This window comes from Pseudomonas sp. GW822-FHT04C11 (assembly GCF_058800905.1).
Window position 1 is genome coordinate 1 of sequence record NZ_JBXAMS010000025.1, and the last position, 12,655, is coordinate 12,655.

Annotated in this window: 12 protein-coding genes; 3 read left to right on the top strand and 9 right to left on the bottom strand. The window is 60.2% G+C overall.

What is annotated here, in order from left to right; translation table 11 throughout:
* The first annotated feature begins 719 nt into the window (after positions 1 to 719).
* Positions 720 to 1,052, top strand: a complete 333-nt coding sequence (locus tag AC1RJ3_RS28200; RefSeq protein WP_493081727.1) for a hypothetical protein — start codon at positions 720 to 722, stop codon at positions 1,050 to 1,052.
* A 153-nt stretch (positions 1,053 to 1,205) separates the two neighbouring features.
* Here AC1RJ3_RS28200 and astA read toward each other — a convergent pair whose 3' ends face one another.
* The 7 genes from astA to AC1RJ3_RS28235 form a co-directional block, all read right to left on the bottom strand.
* The gene (gene astA / locus AC1RJ3_RS28205; RefSeq protein WP_493081729.1) at positions 1,206 to 2,240 is read right to left on the bottom strand and encodes an arginine N-succinyltransferase; all 1,035 of its coding nucleotides are present in this window, start codon (positions 2,238 to 2,240) and stop codon (positions 1,206 to 1,208) included.
* 31 nt (positions 2,241 to 2,271) lie between these two features.
* On the bottom strand, positions 2,272 to 3,288 hold the full coding sequence (locus tag AC1RJ3_RS28210; protein ID WP_493081731.1) for an arginine N-succinyltransferase: 1,017 nt from the start codon (positions 3,286 to 3,288) through the stop codon (positions 2,272 to 2,274).
* A 132-nt stretch (positions 3,289 to 3,420) separates the two neighbouring features.
* Complete coding sequence (locus AC1RJ3_RS28215) at positions 3,421 to 4,770, bottom strand: APC family permease (protein WP_493081733.1); 1,350 nt, start codon at positions 4,768 to 4,770, stop codon at positions 3,421 to 3,423.
* A gap of 143 nt (positions 4,771 to 4,913) precedes the next feature.
* Entirely contained in the window at positions 4,914 to 5,666 is a 753-nt protein-coding gene (locus AC1RJ3_RS28220; protein ID WP_493081735.1) for an N-formylglutamate amidohydrolase, read from the bottom strand.
* The gene (locus tag AC1RJ3_RS28225) at positions 5,650 to 7,002 is read right to left on the bottom strand and encodes a type I glutamate--ammonia ligase (RefSeq protein ID WP_493081737.1); all 1,353 of its coding nucleotides are present in this window, start codon (positions 7,000 to 7,002) and stop codon (positions 5,650 to 5,652) included. Before AC1RJ3_RS28225 ends, AC1RJ3_RS28220 begins: the two co-directional genes overlap by 17 nt.
* Positions 6,999 to 7,643, bottom strand: a complete 645-nt coding sequence (locus AC1RJ3_RS28230) for a cysteine hydrolase family protein (protein WP_347927090.1) — start codon at positions 7,641 to 7,643, stop codon at positions 6,999 to 7,001. The genes AC1RJ3_RS28225 and AC1RJ3_RS28230 overlap by 4 nt, the downstream gene beginning before the upstream one ends.
* Positions 7,644 to 7,645: 2 nt before the next feature.
* Positions 7,646 to 8,500 (bottom strand): MurR/RpiR family transcriptional regulator, encoded by an 855-nt coding sequence (locus AC1RJ3_RS28235; protein ID WP_054597875.1) that lies wholly within the window; start codon positions 8,498 to 8,500, stop codon positions 7,646 to 7,648.
* A gap of 258 nt (positions 8,501 to 8,758) precedes the next feature.
* On the opposite strand from AC1RJ3_RS28235, the gene cobF reads away from it, so the two are divergent.
* Positions 8,759 to 9,526: a precorrin-6A synthase (deacetylating) gene (cobF, locus tag AC1RJ3_RS28240; protein ID WP_493081740.1), complete on the top strand. Its 768-nt coding sequence runs from the start codon at positions 8,759 to 8,761 to the stop codon at positions 9,524 to 9,526.
* A gap of 9 nt (positions 9,527 to 9,535) precedes the next feature.
* Here cobF and AC1RJ3_RS28245 read toward each other — a convergent pair whose 3' ends face one another.
* Positions 9,536 to 10,873: a substrate-binding domain-containing protein gene (locus AC1RJ3_RS28245; protein ID WP_493081742.1), complete on the bottom strand. Its 1,338-nt coding sequence runs from the start codon at positions 10,871 to 10,873 to the stop codon at positions 9,536 to 9,538.
* A 111-nt stretch (positions 10,874 to 10,984) separates the two neighbouring features.
* Entirely contained in the window at positions 10,985 to 11,797 is an 813-nt protein-coding gene (gene xthA, locus AC1RJ3_RS28250) for an exodeoxyribonuclease III (protein ID WP_103317224.1), read from the bottom strand.
* A 175-nt stretch (positions 11,798 to 11,972) separates the two neighbouring features.
* On the opposite strand from xthA, the gene AC1RJ3_RS28255 reads away from it, so the two are divergent.
* Positions 11,973 to 12,623, top strand: a complete 651-nt coding sequence (locus tag AC1RJ3_RS28255; protein ID WP_054597871.1) for a GNAT family N-acetyltransferase — start codon at positions 11,973 to 11,975, stop codon at positions 12,621 to 12,623.
* The last annotated feature ends 32 nt before the right edge of the window (positions 12,624 to 12,655 follow it).

Genomic DNA, 12,655 nt, shown 5'->3' on the forward strand with positions numbered 1-12,655 from the left:
CGACCTCCTCTCGATGTGTCCGGCTGCGCCGTACGGCGCTGCGCGCCCACCCCCTGATGAACACCTCCACTCGGCCTTCCGAAGGGGCGGGTGGATCAAGATCAACAGCTGCAGGCGAGCTAACGCTCGGCCTGTTGAGTGGTGGGGGCGGGTGCATCATTTCGTTGTGGTGGGTGATGTCCGTAGCAGCTGTCGAGCCTGCGAGGCTGCGTTCGAGGACGAAGTCCTCGCAAATCCTGGGAACACGGTTTTCCCGAACGAAAGCGGTGTCTGGTTTTACGACCGCTGCGCGGCCGAACGCAGCCTAGCAGGCTCGACAGCTGCTACGGGCGTAGTCCTGCGTGGCATTTCAATGTTGTGTAAATTCCGATGCTGCGATGGCGGCCACTCAATCGATGAAGTTTCCGGGCGAACTTGTCGGAGATTTCCCGCATGCTGTGGCGGTGTGCATGAACTGGTGCGTGATGGGCTTCATCGATAGTCTTGGGCTGTCACTGCAAATTCAGTGACAGGGTGTGGAAGCCCTTCTATCGTTAGGCGCACAAAGCGCCACCAGTTCGGCGTTTTTTATCGTCTGAGTTTTATGGTGGCTGTGCGCGGGGCGCTTTCGAGCGCGCCGGGTGCCTAACGTCCCGGTCTTCCACACCTGCGTACAGCCGCCACCTATTGCGTGGAAGTGATGTCTGGCGGCTTCAACCCATACGTTAGGAGTCACAAAAATGAACACCTACACCCCCAATCCACCCTACGTCCCGCCAACCTCCCATCCTTCCAACCGCTACATGGCCCTCACCAGCAACTGCTCCGACATGCCGACCCTGTTCGTCGACACCCATGCACCACTCGATATCCTGCTCGACGCTGCCCGTTATCGCATTCGTGCGGTGACTCAAGTGCTGGAGAACCTGGCCATGCGTGGCGAAATTGCCAGCGATTCGGTGATCCTCAACGAATTCGCCTTGCTGTGCGCCATTCCGTTGCGTGACGGTTGTGATCTGCTGGATGTGCTTGGGCGGCGGTTGCCAGAACCTGTTTCGGCATCAGTTAAATAGAGTGTTCAGTGCAGTCTGTCTTTTTCTCGATCCTGCGACAGGCTTTTCACGAATTACTCACATCCTGAAGCGCAGATTGAACTGACAAAAGGATTTGACCCCATCAAGCAGAAAGCCCGCCATGTGCGGGTTTTTTGCTGTTTGTCTGGCACGTTATGCGGCAACCGCCTGCTGTTGTTGCTTGAGCAACGGCACGGCGCGTACCGAGCTGCCAGCTTGCAATTGCAGGCGCTTGGCGGTCAGGCGATCGACCAGCAAGCTGTTGCCGACCAGTCGGGCGCGGGCGGCGGTGATCCGGCAGTTTTCCAGGCGCTGGTTATGGATCAGCCAGAGCGGCGCGTTGTCGTCAGGTGTGCCGACCATCAGGTCCAGAGACTGGCTGTTGCGCACGGCACGGATTTTCGAGACTTGGGCTTCGATGACCGGGCCGCCGTCGAAAATGTCGATGTAACCCTTATGGGCAAAGCCTTCGTTGCAGAGGATTCTGCGCGCCGGTTCGGCGTTTTGATGAGCCTTGCCGATTACCGCCTGGGCTTGCTCGGTGAGCATGCAGGTGTATAGCGGCTGACGTGGCATCAGCTCGGCGATGAACGACTTGTTGCCGAGCCCGGACAGGTGATCGGCGTGGCTGAAATCCATTTTGAAAAAATGTCGACCCAGGCTGTCCCAGAACGGCGAGCAGCCTTGCTCGTCGGCGCTGCCGCGCAGTTCGGCGATCAGTTTTTCGCCGAACAAGTGCGGGAACTCGGCAACAAACAGCAACCGCGCCACCGACAGCAGGCGGCCGTTATGGCCCTGGCGCTGATCTGGGCGCAGGAACAACGAGCAGATTTCCGATTGGCCGGTCATTTCGTTGTTGAGGAACAAGGTCGGAATTTGTCGACGGATTCCCAGGTCCGCCGAGGTGTTGACCGTCAACCCGACGCGGTAGTTGTACCAGGGTTCGCGCAGCCCGACGGCACCTGCCAGGGCGCTGACGCCGATCACTTGCTGATCGTCGTCTTCGAGCACGAACAGGTAGTCGGCGTCGGCCCGTTCAACCTGACCGGCAAAGGTCCGCTGCGCCCAGCGTACGCGCAGGGTCAGACGTTCTTCGTTGGCCGGCAGCGAGGTGAACCCCGGGCCGGCGCTGCGTGCCAGCGCCAGTAACGCAGGCAGGTCGGTCATTTGAACCGGGCGCACGATCATGATGGAGCTCCTTGAGCGCGGAAGACCTGCTTCATAGCGCAATCAGCCGAATCGGGCCGCCATTGTCCAGTTGCAAGGCATCGAGCTGAGTGGCGTCGAGCAGGACGGGTTCGTCTGCGCTCCAGTCCAGCTCGGCGACAATTGCCCGGTAGTTTTCCAGCGCGTCATTGCTCAGCAGGTACGGCGTCTTGCCGCCGCTGTGTGAACTCAGGCGGGCAACGGTCGTGCGGGTCTGGGCGATCGAACGAATGCTCGGGGTGCGCGCAAACAGCGTTGGCCCACCATCGAAGAGGTCGATGTAGCTGTTGGTCTCGAAGCCTTCACGCTCAAGGATGTCGAAGGCTTCCTGGCCATCCGGATGAATCCGGCCAATACACGCCTGAGCGCTTTGCGGCAGCATCGGCACGTAGATCGGGTAGTGCGGCATCAACTCGGCGAGAAAGCTTCGGTTCTGCAAGCCGCAGAGACGTTCGGCCTCGACGTAGGGCAGGTCGAAAAAGTGCTTGCCCAGCGCATCCCAGAATGGCGATTCACCCGTGTCGCTGCTATAGCCGACGATTTCGGTAATCACGGCGTCGGAAAAGCGTTGCGGATGGGCGGCGATGAACATCAGTCGGGCCCGTGAAAGCATTTCCGAGGAGGGCGTGCGTTCAAGCTCGGTGTTGATGTGAAAACCGCGCAGCAAGGTATGGGCGCTGAGGTCCTGGCATAACGACAGCGCCGGCACCCCGTGATGAATGTTCAGCTCGCGCGACTCACTGGTGAACGGGCGGTTGCGCAGGCTGTAGAAGGGCTCGTTGAAACCGGCGGTCGCGAGGACTTCCGAACAGCCCAGCAGCCGTTGACTGGCCAGATCTTCCAGCACGAAGAAATAGTTCTCCGGCCCCTGGCTCTTCACGTCACTGGCAAACGATGCGCAGGATGCGAGAATCTTCTGGCGCAGGCGCTCGGTGTCGTCCGGCAACGAGGTGACACCCACCAGGCTGTCGCGCGCAAGTTGTTGCAACTGAGGCAGGTCGGATAACTGAACTGGGCGTAAGGCCAGCATGGATGTACTCCTGTATCAAAGGGCCTGATACCGGGCATCAGGCTTGACTATCACTGTCGGTTTCCACGCACTACAACGGCGGTCGGCTAATCCCTGTCAGCGACCGCTCGACGTTTTAAATGCTGACCTTTTCTAACTGTTGGAAGGGTCCGGCAACACAGCGCTGGCGCCGATTCTGTTGAGGAAAAACAGATAGACCAGGCCCGCTGCAATCCAGATACCGCCGAGCTTTTGCGCATCGACACCCATGTTGTAGAGGATGGCGCTGACGATGACGAAACCGATCACCGGGCAGACCAGATGACGGATGAACTGGCCGGACTTCTGCCGACGCCAGTAGTAGTTGATCACCGTCAGGTGCAGCAGCATGAAGCCGCTCAGGGCCCCGAAGTTGACCAATGATGTCAGGGTGTCCACCGAGTTGATGAACAGGTAGCAGATCAGCAGCGACAGCACCGCCACCAGGTAAATGCTGATGTACGGGGTGTTGTGTTTCGGATGGACTTTGGCCAGTACTTTGGGCAGTTTGCCGTCGCGTGCCATGCCAAATAGCAAGCGCGATACCGCGGCTTGCGAGGTGATCGCTACCGCCACGCCCCAGGCCAGTGCCGTGGCCACACCGGTGACAGTCGCCAGCCAGCTGCCGGCAGCAATTTCGGCAATTTCATAGAACGCGGTATCGGCGGACTTGAAGCCCATGCCGGCGGCCAGGTCCGTGGCGAGCCAGGTCTGCACGACAAAAATCACCCCCATGACCACCAGCGTGATCAACGCGGCTTTGCCGACGCTGCGGCCCGGATCGCCCTTGATCTCTTCGGCCAGGGTCGAAATCGCATCGAAGCCTAAGAACGACAACACCGCAATCGACACTGCTTGCATCAGCAGCGCGAAGTTGAAGTGTTCAGGGTTGTACAGCGGCGCCAGGGTCAGCTGGCCGTTACCGGCGCCACCGTGCAAGGCGGTCCAGGCGTAGAACAGGAAGATCCCCAGCACCACCAGTTGCGCCAGCAGAAAGATGATGTTCATCCGTGCGGTAAAGGTGATTCCCCGCAGGTTGACGAAGGTCGCACTGACCAGGAAGGCGAGGATGAAACCGACCTTGGGAATGTCCGGGTACAGGTGATTCAGCGCCATTGCCGCATACACATAGAGCAGCGGCGGGATCAGCAGGTAATCGAGCAGCATCAGCCAGCCGGCGATAAACCCGACATGCGGGTGCAGCCCGCGTTGAGCATAGGAGTAGACCGAGCCGGCGATCGGGAAGGCCCGCGCCATGCTGCCGTAACTCAAGGCGGTGAACAGCATCGCCACCATGCCGATGATGTAGGCCAGCGGCACCATGCCGGGCGCCTCCTGGTTGACGTAGCCGTATACGCCGAACGGGGCGATGGGGATCATGAAAATCATCCCGTAAACCACCAGATCGGTCAGCGACAGGCTGCGTTTCAACTCTTGCTTGTAGCCGAATTCTTCTATTTCCATGAAGCGGTTCTCCTTGTGAGCCACTACGGCAATGTGTTTGAACCAGGCAGGTAAAAACACGCTATAGCGTTTGGTATCGTTGTTTTACCGGTACAACCATCTGTGTTTTTTCAGCTTGAAACGGTTCGTTTGAGGTTTCGGTTCTACAGCAACGGCGCCAGATAATCGCTCCAGGTCTGGACCGCCAGCCGATTGCGCAACAGGTCGTTACGCACCTCGATCAGCACCGAGTCGATGCCACGGGCGTCGCCGTGAACCGGCACTGTCATGTCGCTCGCCGGATTGATTTTGTAGGGCTGATTGCCGGCAACCCGCAATGGATGCCTGGCCAACCCGTCGATCAGCCGGTTCGCATACTCCTCGGCCTGCCCATACAGCACGCCGGCTTCCAGCGCTCGAGGTTGGCCGAAGTAGATCGGCGTGAAGCTGTGAATGCCCACCACCCGCACCGTGCGGCCTTCGGCCAGGCGGGCATCGATCAGATGGTGAAGGCGTGTGTGAAACGGTGTGAACAGGCACTCGCGGCGGTAGTCGCGGGTCGCTTCGTTGAGGTTCTGATTGCCCGGCACCGGGTAAATTTCGCTCTTGGCCGGGATGCTGTCCGGCGCCTGCAACGGACGGTTGAGGTCGATCAGCAGACGCGAGTAGTTGGCCGCCAGCAGGGTCGCGCCGAGGGCTTTGGACAGGCTTTCGGCGAGCGCCAGCGCGCCGATGTCCCAGGCAATGTGCTCGTGCGCGGCTTCGCTGCTCAACCCCAAATCGTTCAAGGCCGTCGGGATGTAGCGGCTGGCATGTTCACACACCAGAATCAGCGGGTGCTCGGACGCTTCCCGGCTCAGGCTGTACGCCGGCTCGGTGTAAAACCCGAACTCGGCGGACTCAGTAGAGGCGTGCATAGTGCTCACAGAGTTGGGCGGGCGACAGGTGTTGGGTCAAGGCAAGTTCCTCGGTTTTGACGGCGAAGTAAGTGTCGAGCAAGGCGCTTGGCAAGGCTTCAAGCAAGGCCTCGCTGCCCCGCAAGTGGCTCAGGGCCTGCGCGAGTGACGCGGGCAGGGCGACGATGCCGCGGCGCTGGCGTTGTTCTTCATTCAGCGAATCCGGGACTTCATCGGTTATCGCGTTCAACGCCAGGCGTTGCTCGATGCCCAGTCGGCCGGCAATCAGCACGGCGGCCAGCGCCAGATGCGGGGAGGCCGTGGCGTCCATGGCGCGGAATTCGAGGTTGTATTGCGCGGCTTCGGATTTGCCGCCCAGGCTCACGGTCGGGCAGATCCGCAGCGAGGCCTCGCGGTTGCGTTGGCCCAGGCACGCGTACGACGCGCTCCAGTGATGCGGTTGCAGGCGCTCATAGGAAATCGGGGTCGGTGCGGTCAACGCGCAGAGGGCCGGCAAGTAGTGCAACACGCCTGCGGACCAGTGCTGGCCGAGGGTCGACAGGCCATTCGCGGTCCCGGCGTCGTACAACACCGGATCGCCGGACAGGTCGTGCAGGCTCAGGTGCAGGTGCACGCCGTTGCATACCGCGTGCTCGGACGTCTTGGGTGCAAAGCTCAGGTTCAGGCCCATTTGCCGGGCGATCTCACGGGTGATCTCGCGCACATTGACCGCGCGGTCGGCCGCCGCGACGCCCTGGGTTGGCCGGCAGGTGATTTCGTATTGGTGTTTGCCATATTCGGGCAGGAACATTTCCGGCTCGACCCCGCCTGCGCGCAAGGCGCTGAGCAGCCAGCCGCCGAACGCTGCGCCCTGACGCTGGGCCTCCAGCGAAAACGCCAGATGCTCGGCCTGGGCGCTGTCGGTGGTGAGGTTGAATTCGTGCTCGAAGGCCGACGTGATCTGCAGTCCCAGCTCATCGTGGTAACGCTGTACTTCGTTGCGTAGCAGCGTTCGCGGGCAGGCCGCCCATGGACGGCCATCGGTTTCGCAAATGTCGCCATGGATGAAATCCAGGGCCGGCGCACTGGCATCGGGACCGTTGTTGACCGTCACCCGGCTGGCCAGGTCGGGGATCAGCCGCAAGTCACCGTAGGCACCCCACGGGTTGCTGGAGGCGATGATGTCCTGCGGGGTCAGCGCGCTGTTGGCCGGGACCCAACCGCAACCGGCGGCTTTGTAGTGTTCGAGTTCATCGCTGGGAAACGAGCGGCCGCGGGTCACGCCGATCAGGTCGGTGGTGACGATGGTGGTCATGGCCACGGGCGTCAGGGGCTCACTGCTGTTGGCGCGGCTCATGCCTGCAACGCCTGCAAACGGTCGAGCACGGTCTGCGTGTCGGTGATCCAGCAATAACCCTTGATCGCGTTCAGGCACGCCAGATGGCGTTGCTCGGTGTAGGTCGCGCAAGCGTCTTCTACCAGTGTTACCAGATAGCCGCGATCAGCCGCATCGCGCACGGCCATGTCGACGCACTGGTCGGTGACGATGCCGGCGATGATCAGATGGCGGGTTTGCAGGTTGCGCAGCACGTAGTCGATGTTGGTCGAGTTGAAGACCCCGGAGGAGGTCTTGGGCAAGACGATTTCGTTTTCGGCTGGTGTCAGTTCTTCAATGATGGCGGCGTGCGGGCTGCCTTTTGGCAGGTGCATGTCCGACAGTTTGTGGTCCAGCGAGCGGTCTCGACCGTCGGCGGTGAGGCTTTCGATGAGCGTGTGTAGAACGTTCTGCCGAGCCGTGCGCACGGCGGCCAACAGCCTGAGCTGGTTGGGAATCACCTGTTGGCGGGTGCGCTCGAGGAAGTACTTGGCGTCGGGCCCTTGCAGATGCGGGTCGAACTGCGGCTCAAGCCAGGCGCGTTGCATGTCCACCAGCAGCAACGCGGTGTGGTCGGTAGCAAACGGCAAGTCACGGGGCGAGTGATGGGGGAGCATAAACATCCTTATTTTTCCTCCAGCAGGTGAGTGGTGAAATCGCTTCGTAGTGCATCGATGCCTTCGAGTCGCTCGGCGAGATCCGGGCAACGCGGCGTCAGGCAGGCAATCAAGGCCTCGACCTGGGCCAGCGCCGGCACCAGGGTGTCGAAGGCCGACGCCGACTCTACGGGCGCAGTGATCACCAGATCCGCCATCTCGCGCAGCGGCGAGGCGTAGATATCGGTGAACAGCACGACGCGCGCATGCCGGTTCCTGGCCGCGCTGGCAACGCGCAGAGCCTGGGATTGATAGCGTCGATAGTCGAACACCAGCACTACGTCCTGGCGTTGCACATCGAACAGCCGATCGGGCAGTTGCGCGTTGTCTTCCAGGGCAAAGCAGCCTGCACGCAACAGGCGCAAATGATTGAGCAGGTAGTGGGCGAGGAAACTGCTGAAGCGTCCGCCGAAGCAATGCACTTGATGCCGTGTATCCAGCAGCCATTCGGCCAGGATGCGCACATCTTCGGGCTGGGTCAGGGCCTGGGTTTCGAGCAGGGCGCGGTGACTGTCCGCCAGGTAATGGGTCCAGACATCGTCTTGCTTGAGGTGCGAACGCGGTTGCAACAGTGCACTGGGCGAGCGCAGCCGGTGATCCATGTCGCTGAGCAGTGCGTCCTGAAAATCGGCATAGCCACCGAAGCCGAGTTTTTTCACCAGGCGCACGATGGTCGGATCGCTGACGCCGGCATGCTCGGACAGGCGTGACATCGGGCCCAGCCCGTTGCGCGGGTACTGGTCCAGCAATGCACGTATGACTTTGCGTTCCGACGGCGTGAGGTCCAGGCCGGGATCGGTGATCCGGTCTCTGAGTGAGGGCATCCGAGCTCCTGCTAGAGGGGTGTGTTGCTTTTATTTCATAATCCGTTAAATCAGTATTTATGTAATTTATGCTACATGTCTAGTGAATTTTTTCATGTGCCTGAAAAGCACTAAAGTGGGGCGAAAGTCTTGTCCGACAAGGCCTGCGTGGGTTTCGCCTGATGCTGTACGCTAGTGCTTTAGTTCGTGTAGGAAATTGGTGCGTTTATCTACGGATGAGCCGTTAGACACCATGATGCACAGCGAGGTGAAGCATCCATGAAGCAGCTACTGGTCATTGGCATTGGTGCCGGCAATCCCGAATACATCACCATGCAGGCGGTCAACGCGTTGAACCGGGTCGATGTGTTCTTTCTGATGGACAAGGGGCAGAGCAAGGACAAGCTGATCGACCTGCGGCGGGAAATCTGCGAGCGCTATATCACCGATCCGGCTTATCGCTTCGTCGAGGCCGACAGCCCCGAGCGGGTGCGTGGCGATGTGGACTACAGCGCCAGCGTTGTCGATCTGAACCGCGATAAGCAACAGATCTTCGAGCGCTTGATCAACGAAGAGATGACGGACGATGAGTGTGCGGCGTTTCTGGTGTGGGGCGATCCGGCGTTGTACGACAGCACCCTGCGGATCTTGCAGGCGATCCTCGAGTCCGGTCGTTGTACCTTCACCTTCGAGGTGATTCCCGGCATCAGCAGCGTCCAGGCCTTGGCGGCGCAGCACAAGGTGCCGCTGAATCGCATTGGGCGCTCCATTGAAATTACCACCGGCCGCCGGCTGGCTGCGGGCCAGGTCAGCGACGCCGACAGCCTGGTGGTGATGCTCGATGCAGAAGATTCCTACCTGCAGATGGCCGATCAGGAGCAACAGATTTACTGGGGCGCCTACCTTGGCACGCCGGATGAAATTCTTATTTCCGGCAAGCTCAAAGACGTTGCGCAAGAGATAACGCGGGTCAGGAAAGCCGCGCGGTTGGCCAACGGCTGGATCATGGACACCTATTTATTGCGCAAGCCTGAATCGCCAGAGTGAGCGCGGCTGTCAGTAAACCCAGACTTCCACCCGGCGATTCTTGATCCGTCCTTCATCGGCGCTGTTGGCCGCCACCGGCATTTCGTCTCCAAAGCCACGAATCTCGCGAAACACCACACCACTTTTCACCAGCTCGCGGCGCACGGCCATGGCACGCAGCCTCGATAGCAGGGCGGCCCGTTGCGAATCGGTCTTGGCATCGCCGAAGCCAACCAGTGTTACCTGTTTGTTCAGCTTGTCGTGCTGCTTTAAATAGTCGAGCACCCGCGACAGGTCCTGTCGGGCCTTGTTGTCCAGGTTGGCGCTGCCTTCTTCGAAGCGAAAATTCACCGTGAGTCGTTGTGCATGATCAATGATTGCCCGGTAGTCGTCAGGCATCTGCGGGTTCGGCGCGACGTTCATGGCTTGCACGGTCTGCGCGATAAAACCATTGGCGGCAACAATCGCCTGACCCTTGCTGCTCTGGGCGAATTTCACCAGCGCGTCGGCCCAGGGGTTCTGGCCATCAGGCGGCAAATAGAAATACAACCGACGCGACAGCGGATAGTCCTCGGTGGCGATCAGGCTGTTGAGCGGCAACATCGGCTGTGAGTTGCCATCGACAATCGCCACAGCCTTGGCCTGACGCACGTAAGGCAAGCCGATGAAGCCGATGCCTTGCGGGTCCTGGCTGACCGCATCGGACAGTTGCTCGCTGGATTCGAAGCGTTTTGCCGAACCGGCCAGCGCTTTCCCGCGATGGCTCAGCAGCAGTTCCTTGAAGGTGTCATAGGTGCCCGAATGGTCATCCCGGGCGTAGAGGTTCAGCGGGCCACCGGTGCCACCGAGTTCTTCCCAGGTTTTCACTTCACCGCTGAAAATCCGAGCCAGTTGTTCGGTGTTCAGCTGCGTCAGCGGGTTTTTCGGGTGCAGGATGATCGCCAGGCCGTCGATGGCGATGACTTGCTCGGCGTTCGGGCTTTTCAGGTCGCCGAGGGTTTCGAGGTCGACCAGTTCGCTGTCCTTGATCGGGCGCGAAGACGCCGCCAGGTCGGCGCTGGCGTTTTTCAGTGCGGCGAACCCGGTGCTGGAGCCGTGGGCGGCGATGTCCACGACCACCCGCCGACCCTGGGCCGTCTGGCCGACAATTTGCTGTTCGTTGTCTCTGTCCGAGACTTCGCTATGGACCTTCAGCAACCCTTGTTCCAGCAACAACCCTTTGACCAGCGCCGGGCCGAGGGTCGCACCGATGGTGTTGGAGCCTTGAATGCGCAGGGCAGGGCCATGCTCGGGTATCGGCAGCTCAGCGGCGGTGGCAGAGAGCGGAAGCAAACCGCAGAGCAGCAGCGGTAACAGGACGCGCAGCATCGAGCCGACACCTTTCAAGGTCACAGGAAGTGTCGGGAGAATAAGACAGAAAGGTTGCTGAAATATGACGACGCAATGATCGTTCCCACTGCGTGGGAACGATCGCAGCGATCAGCTCAGCTCAAGCCAGATCGGCGCATGGTCCGAAGGTTTTTCCATGCCGCGCAGTTCGTAGTCGACACCGGCTGCCTTGACCCGTGGCAGCAGCCCTTGGGAGGCGAGGATCAAGTCGATGCGCAGGCCGCGCTTGGGCTCGTCTTCAAAGCCACGGCTGCGGTAGTCGAACCAGCTGAAGCGATCCGTTACGTCCGGGTTCAGGTGGCGGAAGCTGTCCACCAGGCCCCAGTTCTTCAAACGGGCCATCCACTCGCGCTCTTCCGGCAAGAAGCTGCATTTCCCGGTTTTCAGCCAGCGCTTCATGTTGTCCGGGCCGATACCGATGTCGCAGTCTTCCGGGGAAATGTTCACATCGCCCATCACCACCAGCGGCTGGTCATTGCTGAACTGGGTTTCGAGCAGCGTCTGCAAGTCGTTGTAGAAGCGCTCCTTGGCCGGGAACTTGGTCGGGTGGTCGCGGCTTTCACCCTGTGGGAAATAGCCGTTCATGATCGTCACCGGTACGCCGTTGGCATCGGCGAACGTGCCCCAGATGAAGCGGCGCTGGGCGTCTTCTTCGTCGCTGGCAAAGCCCTTATGCAACGCGAGCGGTGCCTGACGTGACATAAGGGCGACGCCGTAATGACCTTTCTGGCCGTGGAAGCTCACGTGATAGCCCAGCGCCTCAAGCTCGGCGAGCGGGAACTGGACGTCATCGACCTTGGTTTCCTGCAAGCCGATGACGTCCGGCTGGTGCTTCTCGATCAGTGCCGCCAGTTGATGGGGGCGAGCGCGCAGGCCATTGATGTTGAACGAGACGATCTTCATGGTCGGCAGTCCTAGCAAAAGTGCGATGCTAGCTGACATGTACGAAGTCAGCCAGCATGGCAGTAGGGCAGATGCACTGCTAATGTCCTTTAGTGTGGGAACGATCAGCTTTGTAGCGGGTTCGTACTTATAAGAACGGGGCCATTTTAGCCCCGCTCAGGGGAGATAGACCGTCATGCCTGAAACCTCAACTGCCATTGCTGATGTCCACCGGCTCGACAGTGGCTATTCGCACGAAGCTCGCTCCTTGCTGTACCACGCCTATCGACACGAGCCAGTCTTCAAGTACCTGTTCGAGGCTGAACGCCCTGGCTATGAACACCGGGTGCGAGCCACGATACGGGAACTGGTCGAACAGCATTTTGTGCAGGAATTGCCGGCGATCGGTCTGCTGATCAATGACCGGTTGATCGGCATTGCGCTGATCGCGCCGCCGCAACGTCGTCTGGGCATCACCGAAAGTTGGGCCTGGCGCCTGCGGATGGTGCTGAGCGCCGGGTTGCGTTGCACCCGGCGTTATCTGGAGTATCACGCGGCGGTGGCGGCCTGCCTGCCATCGGACTCGGTGCATGTCTTGCCGTTGCTGGGGATTCATCCGGAGTTTCAAGGTCGGCACTTCGGCGAGCAGTTGCTTACAGCCGTGCATAACTGGTGCGCCGTCGACGAGCATTCCCAAGGTGTAGTACTCGACACTGGGAATCCGCGTTATCTGGAGTTCTATAAGCGGCAGGGTTATGAAGAGATTGGCGAGGTCGCTGTAGGGCCTGTTCTCGAACACGTGTTTTTCCACGCCAATCCGCAGGTGTTGCACAGCGCAACGGGTTGAGATCGAATTATTGTTCAGATTGTTCGCTCTAT

What these genes read in the sequence shown, in the direction of transcription:
- AC1RJ3_RS28200 (WP_493081727.1), top strand. Translation starts at nt 720, where the DNA reads ATGAACACCTACACCCCCAATCCACCCTACGTCCCGCCAACCTCCCAT.
- astA (WP_493081729.1), bottom strand. Translation starts at nt 2,240, where the DNA reads ATGATCGTGCGCCCGGTTCAAATGACCGACCTGCCTGCGTTACTGGCG.
- AC1RJ3_RS28210 (WP_493081731.1), bottom strand. Translation starts at nt 3,288, where the DNA reads ATGCTGGCCTTACGCCCAGTTCAGTTATCCGACCTGCCTCAGTTGCAA.
- AC1RJ3_RS28215 (WP_493081733.1), bottom strand. Translation starts at nt 4,770, where the DNA reads ATGGAAATAGAAGAATTCGGCTACAAGCAAGAGTTGAAACGCAGCCTG.
- AC1RJ3_RS28220 (WP_493081735.1), bottom strand. Translation starts at nt 5,666, where the DNA reads ATGCACGCCTCTACTGAGTCCGCCGAGTTCGGGTTTTACACCGAGCCG.
- AC1RJ3_RS28225 (WP_493081737.1), bottom strand. Translation starts at nt 7,002, where the DNA reads ATGAGCCGCGCCAACAGCAGTGAGCCCCTGACGCCCGTGGCCATGACC.
- AC1RJ3_RS28230 (WP_347927090.1), bottom strand. Translation starts at nt 7,643, where the DNA reads ATGTTTATGCTCCCCCATCACTCGCCCCGTGACTTGCCGTTTGCTACC.
- AC1RJ3_RS28235 (WP_054597875.1), bottom strand. Translation starts at nt 8,500, where the DNA reads ATGCCCTCACTCAGAGACCGGATCACCGATCCCGGCCTGGACCTCACG.
- cobF (WP_493081740.1), top strand. Translation starts at nt 8,759, where the DNA reads ATGAAGCAGCTACTGGTCATTGGCATTGGTGCCGGCAATCCCGAATAC.
- AC1RJ3_RS28245 (WP_493081742.1), bottom strand. Translation starts at nt 10,873, where the DNA reads ATGCTGCGCGTCCTGTTACCGCTGCTGCTCTGCGGTTTGCTTCCGCTC.
- xthA (WP_103317224.1), bottom strand. Translation starts at nt 11,797, where the DNA reads ATGAAGATCGTCTCGTTCAACATCAATGGCCTGCGCGCTCGCCCCCAT.
- AC1RJ3_RS28255 (WP_054597871.1), top strand. Translation starts at nt 11,973, where the DNA reads ATGCCTGAAACCTCAACTGCCATTGCTGATGTCCACCGGCTCGACAGT.